Origin of the sequence: Pseudomonas aestuarii (genome assembly GCF_027988105.1) — a bacterium.
Classification (GTDB): Bacteria; Pseudomonadota; Gammaproteobacteria; order Pseudomonadales; family Pseudomonadaceae; genus Aquipseudomonas; species Aquipseudomonas aestuarii.
On the sequence record NZ_JAQJZJ010000005.1, the window covers coordinates 23823 to 44538 of the forward strand.

Here is a 20716-nt window from a genome sequence, read left to right on the forward strand (position 1 = left end):
GGCGACTTACCTGCGGTCGGGTCATCATGACACAAGCCATAGGGCAAGCCCATGGGGCGAGGCTCGATAGCTGATTGGTGCCAGATAAGACAATATTCGGCGGTAGTTGTTCTCACTCTGTCGAAGTAGGACAATTGCGCGCTTACCTTCCTCTCAGCGACTTTGCATGGCCTTTATTGCCCTCGGTATCAACCATAAAACCGCTTCGGTGGCCGTACGCGAGCGCGTGGCTTTTTCCCCGGAGCAGTTGGTCGAGGCCCTGCAGCAGCTGTGCCGGTGCACGGCCAGCCGCGAGGCGGCTATTCTGTCGACCTGCAACCGCAGCGAGCTGTACCTCGAGCAGGACGCGCTGAGCGTCGACGGGGTACTGGTCTGGCTGGCCGAGTACCACCAGCTCAGCCTCGACGAACTGCGCGCCTGCGCCTATGTGCTCGAGGACGATGCTGCGGTGTGCCATATGATGCGCGTGGCCTCGGGGCTGGACTCGATGGTGCTGGGCGAACCGCAGATTCTCGGGCAGATGAAATCCGCCTATGCCGTGGCGCGCGAGGCCGGTACCGTCGGGCCTCTGCTCGGGCGTTTGTTTCAGGCCACTTTCAGCACTGCCAAGACAGTGCGCACCGATACCGCGATCGGCGAGAATCCGGTGTCGGTGGCGTTTGCCGCGGTGAGCCTGGCCAAGCAGATCTTCAGCGACCTGCACCGTAGCCAGGCACTGCTGATTGGTGCCGGCGAGACCATCAGCCTGGTGGCGCGGCATCTGCACGAGCAGGGCGTCAAACGCATCGTGGTGGCCAACCGCACCCTGGAACGCGCCAGCAGCCTGGCCGAGCAGTTCGGTGCGCATGCGGTGCTGCTCTCGGACATCCCGCAGGAGTTGGTGCACAGCGACATCGTCATCAGCTCGACGGCCAGCCAGTTGCCGATTCTCGGCAAGGGCGCGGTTGAAAGTGCGCTGAAGCAGCGCCGGCACAAGCCGATCTTTATGGTCGATATCGCTGTGCCGCGGGATATCGAGGCCGAGGTCGGCGAACTCGACGATGTCTACCTGTACACCGTCGACGACCTGCACGAGGTGATTGCGGAGAACCTGAAGAGCCGCCAGGGTGCGGCGGAGGCGGCCGAAGAACTGGTTGCCGTCGGTGCCGAGACGTTCATGCTGCGTCTGCGCGAGTTGGCCGCGGTGGATGTGCTCAAGGCTTATCGCCAACAAGGCGAGCGCCTGCGTGACGAGGAGCTGGCCAAGGCCCTGCGCCTGCTCGGTAACGGCGGAGCGCCCGAGGATGTGCTGGTCCAGCTGGCGCGCGGGCTGACCAACAAGCTGTTGCATGCGCCCAGCGTGCAGCTGAAAAAACTCTCTGCCGACGGGCGTGTCGATGCGCTCGGTGTGGCCCAAGAACTCTTTGCCCTCGATGAGGGCGCGCCGTCCAACAAAGGCTTGCAATGAAAGCGTCCCTGATCAACAAACTCGACATGCTGCAGGATCGCTTCGAAGAGCTGACTGCGTTGCTTGGCGATGCCGAAGTGATCGGCAATCAGAACCAGTTCCGGGCTTATTCCCGGGAATATGCCGAGATCGAGCCGGTTAATAGCGCGTTTCGCGCGTTTCGCAAAGTGCAGGGCGATCTGGAAAGTGCCCAGGCGCTGCTCAAAGACAGCGACCCGGACATGCGCGAAATGGCCGAGGAAGAAGCCAGCGAGGCCAAAGAGAAGCTGATCGAACTGGAGGACAGCCTGCAGCGCATGCTGTTGCCGAAAGACCCCCGCGATGGCCGCAACGTGTTTCTCGAGGTGCGCGCCGGCACCGGCGGCGACGAGGCGGCGATCTTTTCCGGCGACCTGTTCCGCATGTATTCGCGCTACGCCGAGCGGCGTGGCTGGCGGGTCGAGATTCTTTCCGCCAGCGAAGGTGAGCACGGCGGCTACAAGGAAGTGATCGCCCGGGTCGAAGGCGACAATGTCTACGGCAAGCTCAAGTTCGAGTCCGGCGCCCACCGCGTCCAGCGGGTTCCGGAAACCGAATCCCAGGGCCGCATCCACACCTCGGCCTGCACCGTGGCGGTGTTGCCCGAGCCGGATGAGCAGGCCGCCATCGACATCAATCCGGCCGACTTGCGCATCGACACCTACCGTTCTTCCGGTGCCGGTGGTCAGCACGTCAACACCACCGACTCGGCGATCCGCATCACCCACATTCCCACCGGCACCGTGGTCGAATGTCAGGAAGAGCGTTCCCAGCACAAGAACCGTGCGCGGGCCATGGCCTGGTTGTCGGCCAAGTTGAAGGATCAGCAGGACGCTGCCGCGCACAAGGAAATTTCCGACACGCGCAAATTGCTGGTGGGCTCCGGTGACCGCTCCGAGCGGATTCGTACCTACAACTTCCCCCAGGGCCGGGTCACCGACCACCGCATCAACCTGACCCTGTATTCGCTCAATGAAGTGATGGCCGGTGGCGTCGAGGCGGTGATCGAGCCGCTGCTCGCCGAATACCAGGCCGACCAGTTGGCGGCGTTGGGCGATTGATCTGCTGCGGATAACCGATACCTTGTAGGGTGGCAAACGCCGCGCGGTTGTCCATCCTACGACTCTCCACCAGACGAATGTCATGGCCACCATCGAAGCCCTGCTCAACACTGCCGAACTGCCCGACTCGCCGACGCCGCGGCTGGATGCCGAGCTGTTGCTCGCCCACGCCCTGGGCAAGTCGCGCAGCTACCTGCACACCTGGCCCGAGCGTGAAGTCGCCGCCGAACCAGGCGCGCGGTTTGCCGCCGACCTGACGCGGCGCCAGGCCGGCGAGCCGGTGGCGCATATCCTCGGCCGCCAGGGTTTCTGGAGCCTGGAGCTGGACGTTGCGGCGCACACCCTGATTCCCCGCCCGGACACCGAGTTGCTGGTGGAAAGCGCGTTGGCGCTGATTGCGGCCACGCCCGCGGCGGTGCTCGACCTGGGCACCGGCACCGGAGCGATCGCCCTGGCCCTGGCCAGTGAACGGCCGGCCTGGCAGGTGAGCGGGGTCGATCGGGTGGCGGAGGCGGTGGCCCTGGCCGAGCGCAACCGCGCGCGGCTCAAGTTGGCCAATGCGCATTTCTGCGAGAGTCACTGGTTTGCGGCGCTGGCCGGCCAGCGTTATCAGCTGATCGTCAGCAACCCGCCGTATATTGCCGCCGGTGATCATCACCTGGGCGAGGGCGATCTGCGCTTCGAGCCGAGCAGTGCGCTGGTGGCCGGGGTCGATGGGCTGGACGATATCCGCCTGATCATCGAACAGGCGCCGGCCTATCTCGACAGCGGCGGCTGGCTGCTGCTGGAACATGGCTTCGACCAGGCCGCTGCGGTGCGCGGGCTGCTGGCTGCGCGCGGTTTCAGCGCGGTGCAGAGCCGGCGAGACCTGGGCGGCCACGAACGCATCAGCCTCGGACGTTACCACCATGAGTGAGCAGAACATGCTGAACGATGACGAACTGCTGCGTTACAGCCGGCAGATCCTGGTGCAACAGATCGATATCGACGGCCAGTTGCGCCTCAAGCACAGCCGTGCGCTGATCGTCGGCCTGGGCGGGCTGGGCTCGCCGGTGGCGCTGTATTTGGCCGCGGCCGGGGTTGGCGAACTGCACCTGGCGGACTTCGACACGGTCGACCTGAGCAACCTGCAGCGGCAGATCGTGCATGACAGCCAGAGTATCGGCCAGAGCAAGGTCGACTCGGCCTCGCGGCGCCTGTTGGCGATCAACCCGCAGCTGCGCCTGCACAGCCATCGCCAGGCGCTGGACGGCGACTCGCTGGCGGCGGCGGTCGGCGCGGTGGATCTGGTGCTGGACTGTTCGGACAACTTCGCCACCCGCCTGGCGGTCAACGCCGCCTGTGTGGCGGCCAAGGTGCCACTGGTCAGTGGCGCGGCGATTCGCCTGGAAGGGCAGCTCTCGGTGTTCGACCCACGGCGTGGCGACAGCCCCTGTTATCACTGCCTGTACGGCCATGGCAGCGAAGCCGAACTGACCTGCAGCGAGGCCGGCGTGGTCGGTCCGCTGGTGGGCCTGGTCGGCAGCTTGCAGGCCTTGGAAGCCCTGAAGCTGCTGGCCCAGTTCGGTGAGCCGCTGGTCGGTCGCTTGCTCCTGATCGATGCACTGGGCTCGCGTTTTCGTGAGCTGCGGGTCAAGCGTGATCCGGCCTGCAGCGTCTGTGGCGGGGCTGGCAGTGAGTCATAACGCGCCAATCGGCGTATTCGATTCCGGCGTCGGTGGTTTGTCGGTGCTACGCGAGATTCGCGAACTGCTGCCCAGGGAGTCGCTGCTGTATGTGGCCGACAGCGGCCACGTGCCTTATGGCGAGAAGAGCCCGGAATTCATCCGCGAGCGCTGCCGGCTGCTGGCCGATTTTCTCCTCAAACAAGGCGCCAAGGCGCTGGTGCTGGCCTGCAACACCGCCACCGCGGCCGGGATTGCCGAATTGCGCGAGCTGTACCCGCAGCTGCCGATCGTCGGCATGGAGCCCGCGGTCAAGCCGGCCGCCGCCGCGACCCGTTCCGGGGTGGTCGGTGTGCTGGCCACCACCGGCACCCTGAAAAGCGCCAAATTTGCCGCCTTGCTCGACCGCTTCGCCAGCGATGTGCGGGTGATTACCCAGCCTTGTCCAGGCCTGGTCGAGTGCATCGAAGCCGGTGAGCTGGATGGCACGCAGACCCGCGCCATGCTGCGCGGCTGGGTGCAGCCACTGCTGGCCGAGGGCTGCGATACCTTGATCCTCGGCTGTACCCATTACCCCTTTATCAAGCCATTGCTGCGCGAGTTGCTGCCCGCGTCAGTCAGCCTGATCGACACCGGTGCGGCGGTAGCGCGGCACCTGCAGCGTCTGCTCGCCGAGCGCGAGCTGTTGGCCAGTGGGCCAGCGCAGGTGGCGCGCTTCTGGTCGAGTGCCGAGCCGCTGCGCATGCAGGCGGTATTGCCCGGCTTATGGGGCGAGCCGGCGCAGGTGAGGGCGCTGTGATTGTGCCAGGACGGCACGTTTATGCATTGTCAGCCTTTCGCTAAGAGCAAACATTTCTATACTCCCAGCAGCGAAGGGTGGAACTTCCTCCACCGGGTGAAAAAGGATACTCCCATGAACAAGCTGTTTTCTGCGGTTGTGCTGGCGGCCTCGGCGCTAGGCTCGGTTAGCGCTGCGTACGCGGCCGATGTGACTTTCGCTGTGGGCAGCACCGACGAGTCGACCATGGTTTACCGGGTCGGTGCTCAATTCGACTTCAATCACCGCTGGATGGACAGCGCTACCGGCCACCTGGGTGGCTACTGGGATGCCGGCTATACCTACTGGGAAGGCGACAAGGCGGCCAACAACCACAGCCTGTCGTTCAGTCCGGTGTTCGTCTATGAGTTCAGCGGCAGCAACGTGCGGCCTTATATCGAGGCTGGCGTCGGTGTGGCCTTCTTCTCCAACACCGAGCTGGAAGGCAGCGACCTGGGCTCGTCCTTCCAGTTCGAGGATCGCCTCGGCGTGGGCCTGCGCTTCGCCGCGCAGGAAGTCGGCCTGCGCGCGCTGCACTACTCCAATGCCGGGTTGAAGGAGCCGAACAATGGCATCGAGGCCTATACCCTGCATTACCGCTTGAGTTTCTAGCGCTCGGAAACAAAAAATCGGCCTGCGGGCCGATTTTTTTGTTTCTGCAACAAGCCCGCCTCAGCGATAGATGCTGGTCATGCCGCGGCGCTCGTCGAGGCACTCGGGGGAGGCGGTCTCGAATTCGCGGCAAATCAGCGGGCGCACCTCGTAGATGGTGCAGCGCATGGTGTCGCGATCCAGCGCCGCACACCAACCGTCATCCAGCCGATGCATGACTTCGCCGCCCCAGTCGTCGGCGGCGATAAAGCGCGGCGGCACGCCGGTGTCGGTGATCAGCATGACTTCCAGCTGGCAGCAGCAGGCGGCGCAGTTGGAGCAACTGACGGCGACTTCGTTGGGCAACTGGGTGAGGGGGATCTGGCGGCTGTCGGTCATGACGGCAGTGTACGCCATCTCGGCCTCGCGGTTGCTCGGCTGTCGACGTAGGGTGGGTGGCGTTCTGGCTTTCGGGGCTGCGCCAGGCGGGCCTCGCCTGCTTGCGGCGGGCTTTCCATCCTAGGTCGATTGGCGCGTGCGCACGCTTTGCTCATATTGGCTGCGGTAGAGTTTGGCGAATCCATGCAGTACGGGCAGCAGCAGGGCCCAGATCAGGGCGAGCAACAGCAGGGTTTGCCAGGTGCCATAAGGCAGGCCGACCCCTGCGATCTGCGCCCCGGCATAGTAGGACAGCGGTCCGGCGCAGGCGCCGAGCAGGCTGGCACGCCACCAGGGCCGGGCCGTCCAGGCCAGGCACTGGTTGAGTGTGGTCGCCAGCAGCAGCCAGAGCAGGGCCAGCCAGAGTGGAATCAGGTTGCGTGGCTCGCCGAAGTCGAACACCCCGAGGTTGAGCAAGAAGCTGTCCAGGGCGCTGCCGGCGAGAAACACGCTGAGCAGCAGTTTGCCCTCGGCGGCCCAGTTGCTGACCCAGAGCAGATGCACCGCCACTGCCACCCCGACCAGCAGCAGCCATGGGCCGTCGCCGCCGAATACGCAGGCGAACCAGCCGAGCTGGAAGAGGATGGCGTTGGCGATCAGTTTAGGCATCGAATTTTCCTAGCAGGGGTTGCGGTTGCGCCGCCGGCTTGGCCAGCAGCAGTTGCGCGGTGCCGATGGTGCGCTCGATGAAGCCGCCCTCGCAATAGCACAGGTAGAACTCCCAGAGCCGATAGAAATGTTCGTCGTAGCCGAGTTGCTCGAGCTTATGGCGGGCCTGCTGCAGGTTGGCGTGCCACAGGTGCAGGGTGCGCGCGTAATGCAGGCCGAAGTCTTCCATGTGATGCAGGTTCATATCGGTCTTGGCGGTGATGATCTCGAGCATTTTCTGCACCGAGGGCAGCGCGCCGCCGGGGAAGATGTAGCGCTGGATGAAGTCGACACTGTGCTTGGCCTGCTCGTAGCGCTGGTCGCGGATGGTGATGGCTTGCAGCAGCATCAGCCCGTCAGCTTTGAGCAGCTGCGCACACTGCTTGAAATAGGTCGGCAGGAAGCGGTGGCCGACCGCTTCGATCATCTCGATCGACACCAGCTTGTCATACTGGCCGCGAAGGTCGCGGTAGTCCTCCAGCAACAGGGTGATTTGCTCGCCCAGGCCGAGTTCGGCGATACGCCGCTGCGTGTAGGCGTATTGCTCCTTGGACAAGGTGGTGGTGGTCACTTTGCAGCCGTAATGGGTGGCGGCATGGATCGCCATGCTGCCCCAGCCGGTACCGATTTCCAGCAGGTGGTCGCTGGGCTTGAGCGCCAGTTTCTGGCAGATGCGCTCAAGCTTGTTCAGCTGCGCCTGCTCCAGGCTGTCTTGCGGGCTGGCGAACATGGCGGCGGAGTACATCATGCTCGGATCGAGTAACTGCTCGAACAACTCGTTGCCGAGGTCGTAGTGGGCGGCGATGTTCTGGCGTGAGCCCTTGCGGGTGTTGCGGTTAAGCCAGTGCAGGCCCTGCACGAACGGCCGGCCGAACTGGGCCAGGCCGCGCTCCATGGCGTCCAGCAGGTCCAGGTTGCTGACGAACACGCGGATCACCGCGGTCAGATCGGGGGAACTCCAGTAGCCGTGGATGTAGGCCTCGCCCGCGCCGATCGAGCCGTTACCTGCAACCAGGCCCCAGAGTGCACCGTCCAGTACTCTGATTTCGGCGCGCAGGCTGGCGTCGGCATCGCCGAACTCCAGGTAATCGTCGCCATCGATGAGCCGCAGGTGGCCATGGCGCAACTGGCCCAGTTGGCGCAGTACGGCGCGGCGCAGCAGGCTGGCGCCAATGCCGCTGCCGGCACGCACCGAGGTTTTCGCGGATGACAGGCTAGGGCTCTTCATGGGGCACCTCCTTCGATACTGGGCGAGCGACACGGAATTCACCTTGCGCGGCTCGATGACTGAATAAGGGCAGGCGCTTGAACAGCAGGCGCAGGGCTTGCCAGTAGATGGCCGCGACGGTCTTGCCGGTCATCCAGGGAAAACTGCGCAGGTAGGCATGCAGGCTGGCCCGGTCGAGCTCACTGCGCTGCAGGCTGAGGCTGGCTTCGAACACCTTGGTGGCGTCCTGGCCGTTGGCCGTCCAGTCGGCCATGTGGATACCCAGGCGTTCGCCTGGTGGGCTGAAGGCCATGCGGTATTCCAGTTCGCGCGGCAGAAAGGGCGAGACATGAAAGGCCTTGGCCACGGCGAAGTGTTGGTGGCCTTCGCCGTCGGCCGGCAGCACATAGTGGTAGCGCTCGTGCCAGGGCGTATTGCTCACCTCGCAGAGGATCGCGGCCAGGCGGCCGTTGGTGTCATGGCAGTAGAAGAAGCTCGCCGGATTGAAGGCCAGGCCCCAGCTGCGCGGCTGGGTCAGCAGGCAGATCGAGCCTTGCGGCGTATGGCCCAGGGCGGCGCCGACCCGCTGGCGCACGGCATCGCTGAGGCTGACCCCGGCGCGGGTGAATTGCGGCAGGTAGTCGGTCTCGCGGAAGGCGAAAGGCGCCCAGCGGCCATTGCCGGCCAGGGGCGAGAGGGCGAACAGTTGCTGCTGCTCGTCCAGGTCCAGGTAGAGCAGGCCCATGCGGTAGCGGAAGGCGTGTGTCCTGGGGGCGAAGCGCCGGTGCTCTACCCAGCCGCTGTACAGGGCGCTGTTCATCAGAGCACCTCGCCGAAGGCGTGCGCCACGCGCAGGGCGCTGACCACGCCGTCTTCATGGAAGCCGTTGGCCCAGTAGGCGCCGCAGAAATAACTGTGCTGGGCGCCGAGCAATTCTTCCCAGCGCGCCTGTGCGGCCATGCCGGCCAGGCTGTATTGCGGGTGAGCGTAGCAGTAGCGCGCGAGGATCTTGGTCGGGTCGATCAGCGCCGTCTGATTCAGGCTGACGCAGAAGGTGGTGTCGCTCTGAATGCCCTGGAGGATGTTCATGTTGTAAGTCACCGCCGCCGATTGGCTGGCCGGCCCGCCCAGGCGATAGTTCCAGCTGGCCCAGGCCAGGGGGCGCTTGGGCAGCAGGCGGGTGTCGCTGTGCAGCACCACATCGTTGTCGGCATAGGGCAGGGCACCCAGTATTTCCTGCTCGGCCTGCGAGGGTTGGGCGAGCAGCTTGAGGGCCTGGTCGCTGTGGCAGGCGAACACCACCTTGTCGAAGCGTTCGCTGCCGGCGGTGCTGTGCAGGGTCACGCCGGCCGCATCGCGCTCGACCCGCTGCACCGGGCAGTTCAGGCGAATATGCTGCTGGAAGGGCGCGCTCAAGGGCGCCACATAACTGCTCGAACCGCCTTCGACCACGCACCACTGCGGGCGGTTGCTGACCGACAGCAGGCCGTGGTTCTTGAAGAAGCGCACGAAGAACTGCAGGGGGAAATCGAGCATGTCGGCCAGCGACATCGACCAGATCGCCGCCCCCATCGGCACTATGTAGTGCTGGGTGAAACGTTCGCCATAGCCGCGTTGCTTGAGGTAGTCACCGAGGGTGGTGACGGCATCTATCCGGTTGTGCTGCAGGTCGTCCAGCGCCTCGCGGTTGAAACGCAGGATGTCGCGCACCATGCCGATGAACTTTGGTGACAGCAGGTTGCTGCGCTGGGCGAACAGGCTGTTGAGGTTATTGCCGTTGTACTCCACGCCGCTGAGTGGATCCGTCACCGAGAAGCTCATTTCGGTGGGTTTGAAGCCGACGCCGAGCTGGTCGAGCAGGCGGATGAAGTTCGGGTAGGTCCAGTCGTTGAATACAATAAAGCCAGTGTCCACCGCATAGCTGTTGCCATCGACAGTGACGTTTAGCGTATGGGTATGGCCGCCCACCCAGTCGCCCGCCTCGAACAGGGTGATTTCATGGTTACGATTGAGCAGGTATGCGCTGGTCAAGCCGGCGATACCACTGCCGATGATGGCGATTTTCATGCGCTGTCCTTGGAAGTACGCGCCATGCGCTTGCCGATGGCCACTTGCAGGCGTTTGGGCAGGTGAGCCAGGAGCACAAGGATGGCTATGAATGGTCCGGGAAAGGCGATCTCGTAGGGGCGCTTATCCAGCCGCTCGGCGATATGGCGGGCGGCCTTGTCCACCGGCCAGCGCATCGGCATGGCAAAGTCATTTTTCTGCGTCAGCGGCGTGTCGACGAAGCCTGGGCTGACCAGGGTGACGGCGATGCCCTCGGCCGCCAGGTCGATGCGCAGCGCTTCCAGCAGGTAGCGCATGCCGGCCTTCGAGGCACCGTAGGCCTCGGCACGCGGCAGCGCCAGGTAGGTGACCGAGCTGCCGACCCCGACCAGGTGTGGTTCATTTCCCAGGCGTAGCAGTGGCAGCGCCGCTTCGATGCAGTAGCTGGCAGAGAACAGGTTGGCGCGTACCACCCGTTCGATCATCGCGGCCTCGAAGCTGTGCACCTCGACGTATTCGCAGGTGCCGGCATTCAGGATCACGGTGTCCAGTGCGCCCCATGCCTGAGTGATGCGTTGGCCAATCGCCCGAACCTGGCTGGCGTCGCTGAGATCGCCGGCGACGACCAGGACCTGCTCTGGATAGCGCTCGGCCAGTGCGTTCAGCGGTTCGATCGTGCGCGCACTGAGCGCCAGGTGATGGCCGCGTTGCAGCAGCAGTTCGGCCAGCGCCGCGCCTATGCCGCTGCTGGCGCCGGTGAGCCAGATGCGTCTCATGCCAGTCTCCTCTTCAGCCAGCGGATGAGCTGGCCGAGTAATGGCAGGTGCTCGTAGAGCAGGCTGCCGGCATCGAAGAAATCGCGGTGGTGGTGGACCTTGTCGGTCCACAGCAGGTGCGAGCAGCCTTCCACGCGGATCAGTTGGCCGGCGGCCAGGCGCGGGTGGCGGTAGCTCATGGTCCAGCGCAGGTAGCCTTCGCCCGGACGCACCTGATCGAAGCCGTAGAAGTCGAAGCGCAGTTCGCTGATGTTGGCGTACAGCTCGGCGAAATAGCGCTGCATGTCGGCCAGCCCGCGCACCTCATGCAGGGGGTCGCGGAACAGCACATCGTCGCTGTACAGCTCGCCGAGGCGCTCGAGGTTGTCCTTGTCCAGGGTCTCGAAGACCCGGGCGAACTGGCGCAGGAAGTCGCTCATGTCGGCTCCTTCGCCAGGTGCGGCAGGCGCCGGAAGGCGGCCAGGGCGCGGGTGCGGCTGCTGGCGAGGTCGACCATCGGCCGCGGGTAGTCCGCCACGCCGAACAAGCCGCCCATGGTCGCCGGGTGGTGGATGTCCTTGTTATTCAAGCCGGTCAATTCCGGCAGCCAGTGGCGGATAAAGCGGCCGTCCGGGTCGAAGCGCTGCGATTGGCTGAGTGGGTTGAAGAGGCGGAAGTAGGGGGTGGAGTCGGTACCGGTCGACGAACTCCACTGCCAGCCGCCATTGTTGGCCGCCAGGTCGCCGTCGATCAGGTGGCGCATGAAGAAGCGCTCGCCTTCGCGCCAGTCGATCAGCAGATTCTTGGTCAGGAACATCGCCACGACCATGCGCAGGCGGTTGTGCATCCAGCCGGTGGCGAGCAGTTGGCGCATCGCCGCATCGATGATTGGGAAGCCGGTGCGACCTTGTTGCCAGGCGGCCAGTTCGTTCGGCGCCTGGCGCCAGGCCAGGGCGTCGGTTTCCGGGCGAAAGGCGCGGTGCATGGAGACGCGCGGGTAGCCGACCAGGATGTGTTTATAAAACTCGCGCCAGAGCAGTTCGTTGATCCAGGTGACGATGCCGCTGTTGCCGCTGTCGAACTCGCCCTGATTGGCTTGCAGGGCGGCGTGCAGGCACTGGCGTGGCGACAGCACACCGGCGGCGAGGTAGGCGGACAAGCGGCTGGTACCGGGTTTGGCCGGGAAGTCGCGCTCGTTCTGGTAGTGGCTGATCTGCTCGTCGGTGAAATCCAGCAGGCGTCTGTTGGCCTCCTGCTCGCCGGCCGGCCAGAGCAGGCGCAGGCTGGCGGTGGGTGACGCAAAGCCCGCTACCGCGTCGGGAATGGGGTCACTGACGATATCCAGTGGCGCTTGCGCGGCCGGGCGCCTGATCAGCGCGGGCAGGGCGCTGTGCAGGCGCTGGTAGCAGACCTTGCGGAATTGGCTGTAGACCTGGAAGTAGCTGCCGGACTGGGTCAGCACGCTGCCGGGGCGGAACAACAGCTGATCGAGGTGGCTGTGGAAATCGATGCCGAGCGCATCCAGGGCCTGGGCCACCGCCTGGTCGCGACGACTTTCGTGGACGCCATATTCCTCGTTGACCTGCACCGCGGCAATCCGCAGTTGCTGGCACAGCTCGGCGATTACCCGCGGTGCGGCGCTCCAGTCGTCGGCCTGACGCACCAGCAGGGGCACGTTGAGTGCGGCCAGCTCGCGCCTCAGTTCGGCCAGGTTGCGCAGCCAGAAATCGACCTTGCTCGGCGCATCGTCATGGGCTTGCCATTGCGCGGGGCTGATCAGGAACAGCGCGACCGTCGGGCCAGCCGCCATGGCCGCGGCCAGGGCGCTGTTGTCTTGCACACGCAGATCGGTGCGCAGCCATAGCAGTTGGGGGATGGTCATGGGCTGTCCAGCAGGTTGAGGTCGGAGAGGATTTGCAGGGCGCTCAGCGGGTCGTGCGCCATGCCCAGCGCGCTGTTGTGCCGAGTCAGGGCCTGCAACTCCTGCTGATGGATATGCACCGCCGGGCCGATGACCAGGCACGGGCAGGCGTAACCCGCCTGCAAGCGCGGCCAGTGCGCGCTGTTCAATGCCTGGCTGGAATACAGCAGCAGTGCCTTGGGCTGGATGTGCTCCGCGGCCATGGCCAGCTCCGCCGGCGGCACTGGCCAGTCGAACACGTCGACGGCCGCGCCGGCGCTGCTGGCCAGCCAGGCGGTGAGCCACAGTCCCGGCTCCATCGGCAGGTCGGAAAGATTGACCAGCAGCAGGGGCGCGCCGCCCTGCTGGCGGTTGTTGTGGTAGATCCGCGCGCCGAGCTTGCTGCGCAGCCAGGAGTAGAAAAATACCTTCTCGGCCTGGGCGCCGAACTGGCCGCGCCAGCGCAGCTCAAGGGCTTCGAGCAGGGGCAGCAGCAGCTGCTGGCACAGGGTATGCGGCGGGTAGAGTGCCAGCTCGCTATTGAAACACTCGTCCAGGCGCCGTTCGGCCAGGTTGCAGATGGCTCCCTGCAGGCGCTGGCACTTCTCGTCCCACTGCGAGGTGGCTTCGGCAAACGCCGGCTGGTTGGCGCGCAGCAGACCCTTGACCTGGCCCACCGAGACGCCGCGGTTGAGCCAGGTGAGGATGGTCTGGATCTGGGCCACATGCTCGTCCGAGTAGAGCCGGTGGCCCTTGGGCGTGCGGTGCGGCACGATCAGGCCATAGCGGCGTTCCCAGGCCCGCAGGGTCACGGCGTTCACCCCGGTAAGTCGGGCAACCTCGCGAATTGGCCGAAAACCCTTGGCCAGTGCGTGCTGGTAGTCATCGCCGGCGGCCGCGGCGGTATCGCGCTGAGTGAGGTCATCCATGATCAGAGCGCATTACGCAGGCTGAGGTTTTCTGGGTGGGGTTGCAGGTAAACCTGCGTGGCCAGGTAGTCGTCCGGATGGCGGCGCAGGTGGTGCTTGAGCAAGGTCAGGGGCACGACCAGCGGCACTATGCCGTTGCGGTACTGGCCAATCAGCTGCTGCATTTCCTGCCGGTCTGCGCTGCTCAGGGCGAGCTTGAAGTAGCCGCTGAGGTGCTGCAGCGTGTTGCTGTGGGTGCGCCGGGTCGCGCACTTTTTCAGCGCGCTCATCAGCTCGCTGAAGTAACGCGGCGCCAATTCCTGCAGATCATGCAGGTGCAAGTTGCCGAGCAGGCGACCGAGCACCTTGTATTGCAGCGGATGGGTGGCCATCAACAGGTACTTGTAGCGCGAGTGGAAGTCCAGCAGGGACTTGCGGGTCAGGCCGTCGCGCAGCAGTTGCTGCCATTGCGCGTAGGCGTAGACGCGGGTGATGAAGTTCTCGCGCAGGATGGGATCATTGAGCCGACCGTCTTCCTCCACCGGCAAGTCCGGGCGGAGGGCGCAGAATGCCTCGGCGAAGATGCCGCGGCCCTTGGGTTCACTGGGGCGGCCGTTGTCCTGGTAGACCTTGACCCGCTCCAGGCCACAGGACGGCGATTGCTGCATGAAGATGTAGCCGCAGATGTCATCCAGTGCTCCCGCCATCTGCGCGCCGTAGGCCGCCAGCGGTTCAGTGACGTCGCGCTCGCGCTGCACGGTCCCGACTGCGCGCGGGGCGGCGGGGTCACCGACCAGGCGGATGGGCTCGCGCGGGGTACCCAGACCAATCGCCACTTCCGGGCACAGCGGGACGAAATCGAAATATTCGGTGAGGGTGCGGCTGCACAGCCGTGATTCCTTGTGGCCGCCGTTGTAGCGTACTTCGGCGCCGAGCAGGCAGGCGCTGATGGCGACGCGGATATTCGGGCTGTTCGGTACAGGGCGCGGCATACTGGCAACCTCCAGATGAACTTGTACATATGTGTCGGCGTGTACAACTTGTGTTCATCATAGGGCTATATCTGTACGAGTCAAACTTTTTGTACAAGTTTATGTATAGGTTTATTTGGCGCTCGTAGCCATCCAGCTGATCCAGAGCAAGCCATCGACACAAATCGGCTTGTGGGGCTTGGCAGGTCGCACATCGGGGCCGTACATAGAAGGTTCCCGTTCCCCGTCGGCGAGCACCATGAACGATCAGTCGCCCAAGCAATCTCCTGACCTGGCCGCGCCGCTGCAGTTGCGCCGCGTGGCCATCGACACCTACCGCGAGAACGTCGCCTACCTGCACCGCGACTGCGCGCTCTATCGCGCCGAGGGCTTCCAGGCATTGGCCAAGGTCGAAGTCAGCGCCAATGGCCGGCGGATTCTCGCCAGCCTCAATGTGGTGGATGACGGCTGCATCGTCGGGGTGGGCGAACTGGGCCTGTCCGAGGACGCCTTCGCCCAGCTGGATGTCGAGGATGGCCACCCGGCGAGCATCTCCCAGGCGGAGCCGCCCGGCTCGATTCCCGCGCTGCACCGCAAGATCGCCGGCGAACGGCTGGAGCGCGATGACTTTCGCGCGATCGTGCGCGACATTGCCGATCATCGTTATTCGAAGATCGAACTGACGGCCTTTGTGGTGGCCTGCAACCAGGGCGAGCTGGATCGTGAGGAGGTGTACTTTCTCACCGATGCAATGGCCACGGTTGGCCGCCGCCTGGACTGGCACGAGCACCCGGTGGTGGACAAGCATTGCATTGGCGGGATTCCCGGTAACCGCACCTCGATGCTGGTGATCCCGATTGTGGCGGCCCATGGCATGCTCTGCCCGAAGACCTCCTCGCGGGCGATCACTTCGCCTGCGGGTACCGCCGACACCATGGAGGTGCTGGCCAATGTCGAATTGCCGTTCGAGCGTCTCGAGGAAATTGTCCGCGAGCACCGTGGTTGCCTGGTCTGGGGCGGCGCCAGCGAACTGTCGCCAGCCGACGATGTGCTGATCGCCGTGGAACGGCCATTGTCGATCGACTCGCCAGGGCAGATGGTTGCTTCGATCCTGTCGAAGAAGGTCGCCGCCGGCTCGACCCACCTGCTGCTGGACATCCCTATCGGGCCCACGGCCAAGGTGCACTCGATGCCGGAGGCGAACAAGCTGCGCAAGCTGTTCGAGTACGTGGCCGGGCGCTTGGGGCTGACCATCGAGGTGGTGATCAGTGACGGTCGCCAGCCCATCGGCCAGGGTATCGGTCCTGCGCTGGAAGCGCGCGATGTGATGGCGGTACTGCGCAACGACCCGACGGCGCCCAATGATCTGCGCCAGAAGGCGCTACGCCTGGCCGGCCGCATGCTCGAGTTCGATCCGGATGTACGCGGTGGCGACGGCTTTGCCATCGCTCGCGATATCCTCGATTCCGGTCGTGCCCTGAGCAAGATGCGCGCGATCATCACCGCCCAGGGTGCCAGCGCGTTCGACCCGCAGCAGCCGCAATTGGCGCCCCTGAGTTTCGACATCGCGGCGCCGCGCACGGCGCTAGTGATCGGCATCGACAACTTGCAGCTGGCGCGTATCGCCCGCCTGGCCGGCGCGCCGAAGGTGCAGGGCGCCGGCGTCGATCTGCTGCGCAAGCTGGGCGAGCCGGTGCAGGCTGGCGAGCCGCTGTACCGGGTGTATGCGGCCTATCCGGCCGACCTGGAATTCGCCCGCCAGGCCTGCGCCCGCCACTGTGGCTTCAGTCTGGGGCTGGCTGAAGAACTCGCGCCGTTGTTCGTGGAGTTTTGATGGATACCTTGCTGCTGTATTTCGAGGATGAGCGCGTGCCGGCCCTGGGGCTGGCGCGGGCGCTGGGGGTGGCTGCGGCGTGTATCGAGTGTCACCGCTTCCCCGATGAGGAGTTGCGCCTGCGTCTGCCGCTGGCGGCGGGGCAGGCGTTGCCCGGGCAATTGCTGATCTATCGCAGCTTGGACCGGCCCAACGATAAACTGGTCGAGTTGCTGCTGGTGGCCGACGAAGCCCGAGCCCTGGGGGCGCAGCGCTTGCTGCTGGTGGCACCTTACCTGGCCTATATGCGTCAGGACATCGCCTTTGCCCCAGGCGAGGTGGTCAGCCAGCGGGCGATCGGGCGTTTCCTGGCGCAGCACTTCGATGCGTTGGTGACGGTTGATCCGCACCTGCACCGGATCAAACGTCTCGAGCAGGCGATACCGCTGCCGGCGGTGATTGTCTTGTCGGCCGCGCCCTTGCTGGCGCAGTTGGTGGCTGAGAAGCGCCAGCGGCCGCTGCTGATCGGTCCGGATGCCGAATCGACGCAGTGGATCGCGTCCGCCGCGGCGCTGTTCGGTTTCGAGCACGGGGTGTGCAGCAAGCTTCGCCATGGCGATCGCGATGTCGAGATCATCCTGCCGGCGCTGGATGTGCGCGGTCGTCAGGTGGTGCTGCTGGATGATGTGGCCAGCTCCGGTCGGACCCTGGCGCGGGCCGCCGAGCAATTGTTGGCGGCGGGCGCCACTTCGGTGGACGTGGCGGTGACCCATGCGCTGTTCGCCGGCGATGCCCTGGCAGTAATTGAGGCCGCCGGGGTGGGCGAGGTGTGGAGTAGCGATTGCATCGCCCATCCGAGCAACGCGGTGGCCATGGCGCCCCTGCTGGCCAAGGCGCTGCAGCCATTACTCGGTGCGCCGCCGGGTTGAAGAGGGTGGGTCAGCGGCTGGCGGGCTGCCAGCCCATGCGCCAGCGGTCGCGGTCCTGCAGGTCGCGCCAGTCGATGTACTGGTTGCGTCGGCTGAGCACCGCTTGCAGTTCGACCTGCAGCACCTGGCCGTCCGCGTCGCACAATAGTTCTGTGACCAGGAAATGTTTTTCGCGGTTCTGCGCCGACACTGCCGTCCATTTGGACAGCAGCAGTTTGCCTGGGTTGAGGCGGTGCCTGGCCGCCACGGTTGCGCGCGTGTTCATTGCCGGTGCTCGAGCAGTTTGCGCGCCGCGTCCTGACCGCTCAGCCAGGCGCCTTCGACTCGCCCGGACAGGCACCAGTCGCCGCAGGCGTACAGGCCCAGGCCAGCGTCAGCCAGCGAGCCCCACTGGTGGGCGCTGGCCGGGCGGGCGTAGAGCCAGCGGTGCGCCAGGCTGAAGATGGGCGCAGGAAGGGCGCAGTCGATCAGCTCGGCGAAGGCACCGTGCAAGAGTTCGATTACCGCTTCCTTGGGCAGGTCCAGGTGCTCTTTGCTCCAGCTGCTGCTGGCATGCAGCACCCAGGTGTCCGGGTTGCCGTCACGGCCGGGTTTGCTGCGGTTGCGCGTCAGCCAGTCGAGCGGATTGTCCTGCACGAAGCAGCCGTCGACCTTGGTGTCCAGTGGCTGGGCGAAGGCCAGGGCGACGGCCCAGGTCGGCTCCATGACCACGCTGGAAGCCGCGCCGGCGAGTTTAGGGGCGGCCGCCAGCAGGGCGCTGGCTTGCGATGCGGGCGCGGCGATCACCACATGGCTGAAGGGGCCGTGGCTTTGCCCTTCGGCGTCTTGCAGGTGCCAGTGCTGCGCACCGCGAAAGACCTCGGTGATCCGGCAGGAGAAGTGCACCGGCAAGGCGCCGAGCATGGCGCGGGTGATGGCGCTCATACGCGGGTTGCCGACCCAGCGCACCTGCTCGTCTGGCGAGGCGCTGAGCTGACCGTTGCGGCTGTGATAGAGGTTCGGCGTCCATTCGGCGACCCAGCCGCGCGCCTGCCATTGCTGCACCACATCGACGAAGCGGCGATCGCGCGCGGTGAAGTACTGTGCGCCCAGATCCAGGGCGCCGACATCGCTGCGCTTGCTGGCCATGCGGCCGCCACTGCCACGGCTTTTTTCGAACAGGTGAACCTCATGTCCGGCGGCGTGGAGGGCTTGGGCTGCAGACAGTCCGGCGATGCCGGTGCCGATGATGGCGATGGGTGCGGTCATGATCTACCTCTTGCTTTAGAGCGCTAGGCTACGCTTTAGACAAAACCTATACAATATCCATTGTATGTACAGGGCTTATCGGGTTCAATCGTGCCTTCCTATATTAAAGACAATCCTGAGCCGGATTAAAGGCACGCTGCCCCGTCATAAACCAGACTGGTGGCTATCAAGGTTGGCTCATGCCATGCGAGGAGGATGCCATGCACATATTGCTCACCGGCGGAACCGGGCTGATTGGACGCGCCCTGTGTCGACAGTGGACGCAGCAGGGCCATCAGCTGACGGTGTGGAGTCGCACCCCACAGCGGGTCGCGGCGCTGTGCGGGGCGCAGGTCCGCGGCATTGGCTGGCTTGACGAAGTCGGCGACCAGGCGGTGGACGCGGTGATCAACCTGGCCGGCGCCCCCATTGCCGACCGACCCTGGACGCGCAAGCGCAAGGCCCTGCTCTGGGCCAGCCGGATCACCCTCACCGAGCAGCTGCTGGCCTGGTTGCAGCAGCGCCAGCAGAAGCCGCGGGTGCTGCTGTCCGGCTCGGCGGTGGGCTGGTATGGCGATGGCGGTGAGCGCGAGTTGAGTGAGGATAGCCCGCAGATTACCGACGATTTCGGCGCCCAGCTGTGCGGTGCCTGGGAGGAGACGGCGCAGCGTGCCGAAGCCATGGGCATCAGGGTGGTGCTGGTGCGCACCGGTCTGGTGCTGGCTGCGGACGGCGGCTTCCTGGCGCGCCTGCTGCCCCCCTTCCGTTTCGGCCTGGGTGGCCCGGTCGGCGATGGCCGGCAGTGGATGCCGTGGATCCATATCGCCGATCAAATCGCCCTGATCGATTTTCTCTTGCAGCAGGAGCAGGCCAGCGGTCCTTATAATGCCTGCGCTCCGGAGCCGGTGCGCAACGCCGACTTTGCCCGGGCGCTGGGCCGCGTGTTGCATCGCCCGGCGCTGCTGCCGGCCCCGGCGTTCCTCCTGCGCATGGCCTTCGGCGAACTGGCGGGGCTGCTGCTGGGCGGACAGCGGGCATTGCCGGTGCGCCTGCAGGAAGCCGGGTTTCGTTTTCGTTTCACCGATCTGGATCTAGCCCTGGCGGATTTGCTGGGTCGACACTGACTGATAAGGATTCTGCATGAGTAATCACGCCTTGCTGCTGGTCAACCTGGGCTCCCCGGCGTCGACCGAAGTGGCTGATGTACGGCGCTACCTCAATCAATTTCTGATGGACCCCTATGTGGTCGATCTGCCCTGGCCGCTGCGGCGTTTGCTGGTGTCGCTGATTCTGATCAAGCGGCCTGCGGCTTCGGCCCATGCCTATGCGTCAATCTGGTGGGAGGACGGCTCGCCCCTGGTGGTGCTGAGCAAGCGCCTGCAGCAGGCGATGCAGGCGCAGTGGCGCCAGGGCCCGGTCGAGCTGGCGATGCGCTACGGCGAGCCGTCGATCGAGACGGTACTCAATCGGCTGGCGGCGCAAGGCATCAAGCAGGTGACCTTGGCGCCGCTGTATCCGCAGTTTGCCGACAGCACCACCACCACGGTGATCGAGGAAGCCAAGCGGGTGGTGCGCGCGGGCAACCTGGACATGCACTTCGCCCTACTGGCGCCGTTCTATGACCAGCCGGAATACCTCGAGGCCCTGGTCGACAGCGCCCGACCTTACCTGGAGCAGGACTTCGATCACCTGTTGTTGAGTTTTCACGGTCTGCCGGAACGCCATCTGCGCAAGCTCGATCCCGGCAAGCACTGCCTGCAGGGGCCCGATTGCTGTCGTACGGCGCCGCCTGAGGTGCTTGCGACCTGCTACCGCGCGCAATGCATGCGCAGCGCCGCAGCCTTCGCCGAACGCATGGGCCTGCGCCCAGATCAGTGGTCGGTGGCCTTCCAGTCGCGCCTGGGCCGGGATAAGTGGATCGAGCCCTATACCGAAAACCGTCTCGAGGAGTTGGCCGGGCAGGGGGTGAAGAAGCTGCTGGTGATGTGCCCGGCATTCGTCGCCGACTGCATCGAAACCCTGGAGGAAATCGGCGACCGCGGCCTCGAGCAGTTCCAGGCAGCCGGTGGTGAAAGCCTGCAACTGGTGCCCTGCCTCAACGATCACCCAAGCTGGGCGGTGGCGCTCAATGCCCTCTGCGAGCGGGCGCCGTCGATGCGTTGAACGACCATGGCGCCGCGGTTGTTCGCCGCGTTTTGCGCTGGGTCGGCCAGTGGCGCCAGGAATGCCGGGGCGGTTATCAGTTCGACGGGAGCTACTGCATTCGCCTGCTTGAT

The 20716-nt window shown here is 65.1% G+C and carries 22 protein-coding genes; 10 read left to right on the top strand and 12 right to left on the bottom strand.

Going from position 1 to position 20716, the window contains the following annotated elements; genetic code table 11:
• Positions 1 to 166 precede the first annotated feature (166 nt).
• The 6 genes from hemA to PH586_RS11960 all read left to right on the top strand — a co-directional run bounded on the left by hemA (position 167) and on the right by PH586_RS11960 (position 5619).
• Positions 167 to 1447, top strand: a complete 1281-nt coding sequence (gene hemA, locus PH586_RS11935) for a glutamyl-tRNA reductase (RefSeq protein ID WP_271347985.1) — start codon at positions 167 to 169, stop codon at positions 1445 to 1447.
• On the top strand, positions 1444 to 2526 hold the full coding sequence (gene prfA / locus PH586_RS11940) for a peptide chain release factor 1 (RefSeq protein WP_271347986.1): 1083 nt from the start codon (positions 1444 to 1446) through the stop codon (positions 2524 to 2526). Before hemA ends, prfA begins: the two co-directional genes overlap by 4 nt.
• Positions 2527 to 2608: 82 nt before the next feature.
• Positions 2609 to 3442: a peptide chain release factor N(5)-glutamine methyltransferase gene (gene prmC, locus PH586_RS11945; RefSeq protein ID WP_271347987.1), complete on the top strand. Its 834-nt coding sequence runs from the start codon at positions 2609 to 2611 to the stop codon at positions 3440 to 3442.
• A gap of 7 nt (positions 3443 to 3449) precedes the next feature.
• Positions 3450 to 4211 (top strand): molybdopterin-synthase adenylyltransferase MoeB, encoded by a 762-nt coding sequence (locus PH586_RS11950; protein WP_271348333.1) that lies wholly within the window; start codon positions 3450 to 3452, stop codon positions 4209 to 4211.
• Entirely contained in the window at positions 4201 to 4989 is a 789-nt protein-coding gene (gene murI / locus PH586_RS11955; RefSeq protein ID WP_271347988.1) for a glutamate racemase, read from the top strand. Before PH586_RS11950 ends, murI begins: the two co-directional genes overlap by 11 nt.
• Before the next feature lie 114 nt (positions 4990 to 5103).
• Complete coding sequence (locus PH586_RS11960; RefSeq protein ID WP_271347989.1) at positions 5104 to 5619, top strand: acyloxyacyl hydrolase; 516 nt, start codon at positions 5104 to 5106, stop codon at positions 5617 to 5619.
• A 60-nt stretch (positions 5620 to 5679) separates the two neighbouring features.
• On the opposite strand, the gene PH586_RS11965 is transcribed toward PH586_RS11960, so the two are convergent.
• The 10 genes from PH586_RS11965 to PH586_RS12010 all read right to left on the bottom strand — a co-directional run bounded on the left by PH586_RS11965 (position 5680) and on the right by PH586_RS12010 (position 14492).
• Positions 5680 to 5997, bottom strand: a complete 318-nt coding sequence (locus PH586_RS11965) for a YkgJ family cysteine cluster protein (RefSeq protein WP_238042328.1) — start codon at positions 5995 to 5997, stop codon at positions 5680 to 5682.
• Between the two features lie 120 nt (positions 5998 to 6117).
• On the bottom strand, positions 6118 to 6645 hold the full coding sequence (locus PH586_RS11970; RefSeq protein ID WP_271347990.1) for a DUF2878 domain-containing protein: 528 nt from the start codon (positions 6643 to 6645) through the stop codon (positions 6118 to 6120).
• Positions 6638 to 7912 carry an SAM-dependent methyltransferase gene (locus PH586_RS11975; RefSeq protein ID WP_271347991.1) on the bottom strand — a complete coding sequence of 425 codons (1275 nt, stop codon included), beginning with the start codon at positions 7910 to 7912 and terminating at the stop codon, positions 6638 to 6640. Before PH586_RS11975 ends, PH586_RS11970 begins: the two co-directional genes overlap by 8 nt.
• Positions 7899 to 8711, bottom strand: a complete 813-nt coding sequence (locus tag PH586_RS11980; protein ID WP_271347992.1) for a DUF1365 domain-containing protein — start codon at positions 8709 to 8711, stop codon at positions 7899 to 7901. The genes PH586_RS11975 and PH586_RS11980 overlap by 14 nt, the downstream gene beginning before the upstream one ends.
• On the bottom strand, positions 8711 to 9958 hold the full coding sequence (locus tag PH586_RS11985) for an NAD(P)/FAD-dependent oxidoreductase (RefSeq protein WP_271347993.1): 1248 nt from the start codon (positions 9956 to 9958) through the stop codon (positions 8711 to 8713). Before PH586_RS11985 ends, PH586_RS11980 begins: the two co-directional genes overlap by 1 nt.
• A complete protein-coding gene (locus tag PH586_RS11990) occupies positions 9955 to 10713 on the bottom strand; it encodes an SDR family NAD(P)-dependent oxidoreductase (protein WP_271347994.1) in 759 nt (252 codons plus the stop codon). The genes PH586_RS11985 and PH586_RS11990 overlap by 4 nt, the downstream gene beginning before the upstream one ends.
• The gene (locus PH586_RS11995; protein WP_271347995.1) at positions 10710 to 11132 is read right to left on the bottom strand and encodes a nuclear transport factor 2 family protein; all 423 of its coding nucleotides are present in this window, start codon (positions 11130 to 11132) and stop codon (positions 10710 to 10712) included. Before PH586_RS11995 ends, PH586_RS11990 begins: the two co-directional genes overlap by 4 nt.
• Positions 11129 to 12574, bottom strand: a complete 1446-nt coding sequence (gene phrB / locus PH586_RS12000) for a deoxyribodipyrimidine photo-lyase (protein WP_271347996.1) — start codon at positions 12572 to 12574, stop codon at positions 11129 to 11131. The genes PH586_RS11995 and phrB overlap by 4 nt, the downstream gene beginning before the upstream one ends.
• Positions 12571 to 13521 (bottom strand): MerR family transcriptional regulator, encoded by a 951-nt coding sequence (locus PH586_RS12005; RefSeq protein ID WP_271347997.1) that lies wholly within the window; start codon positions 13519 to 13521, stop codon positions 12571 to 12573. The genes phrB and PH586_RS12005 overlap by 4 nt, the downstream gene beginning before the upstream one ends.
• 2 nt (positions 13522 to 13523) lie before the next feature.
• Positions 13524 to 14492: a YbgA family protein gene (locus tag PH586_RS12010; RefSeq protein WP_271347998.1), complete on the bottom strand. Its 969-nt coding sequence runs from the start codon at positions 14490 to 14492 to the stop codon at positions 13524 to 13526.
• 238 nt (positions 14493 to 14730) lie between these two features.
• Between PH586_RS12010 and PH586_RS12015 the strand changes: the two genes are divergently transcribed.
• Positions 14731 to 16305 (top strand): thymidine phosphorylase family protein, encoded by a 1575-nt coding sequence (locus PH586_RS12015; RefSeq protein ID WP_271347999.1) that lies wholly within the window; start codon positions 14731 to 14733, stop codon positions 16303 to 16305.
• Entirely contained in the window at positions 16305 to 17213 is a 909-nt protein-coding gene (locus PH586_RS12020; RefSeq protein WP_271348000.1) for a ribose-phosphate pyrophosphokinase, read from the top strand. The genes PH586_RS12015 and PH586_RS12020 overlap by 1 nt, the downstream gene beginning before the upstream one ends.
• Before the next feature lie 10 nt (positions 17214 to 17223).
• On the opposite strand, the gene PH586_RS12025 is transcribed toward PH586_RS12020, so the two are convergent.
• Together PH586_RS12025 and PH586_RS12030 are read right to left on the bottom strand one after the other, a co-directional pair.
• Entirely contained in the window at positions 17224 to 17478 is a 255-nt protein-coding gene (locus PH586_RS12025) for a TIGR02450 family Trp-rich protein (protein WP_271348001.1), read from the bottom strand.
• Positions 17475 to 18461: an NAD(P)/FAD-dependent oxidoreductase gene (locus tag PH586_RS12030; RefSeq protein WP_271348002.1), complete on the bottom strand. Its 987-nt coding sequence runs from the start codon at positions 18459 to 18461 to the stop codon at positions 17475 to 17477. The genes PH586_RS12025 and PH586_RS12030 overlap by 4 nt, the downstream gene beginning before the upstream one ends.
• A gap of 200 nt (positions 18462 to 18661) precedes the next feature.
• On the opposite strand from PH586_RS12030, the gene PH586_RS12035 reads away from it, so the two are divergent.
• Both PH586_RS12035 and hemH read left to right on the top strand, forming a co-directional pair.
• Complete coding sequence (locus PH586_RS12035) at positions 18662 to 19564, top strand: TIGR01777 family oxidoreductase (protein ID WP_271348003.1); 903 nt, start codon at positions 18662 to 18664, stop codon at positions 19562 to 19564.
• Between the two features lie 16 nt (positions 19565 to 19580).
• On the top strand, positions 19581 to 20603 hold the full coding sequence (hemH, locus tag PH586_RS12040; RefSeq protein WP_271348004.1) for a ferrochelatase: 1023 nt from the start codon (positions 19581 to 19583) through the stop codon (positions 20601 to 20603).
• The last annotated feature ends 113 nt before the right edge of the window (positions 20604 to 20716 follow it).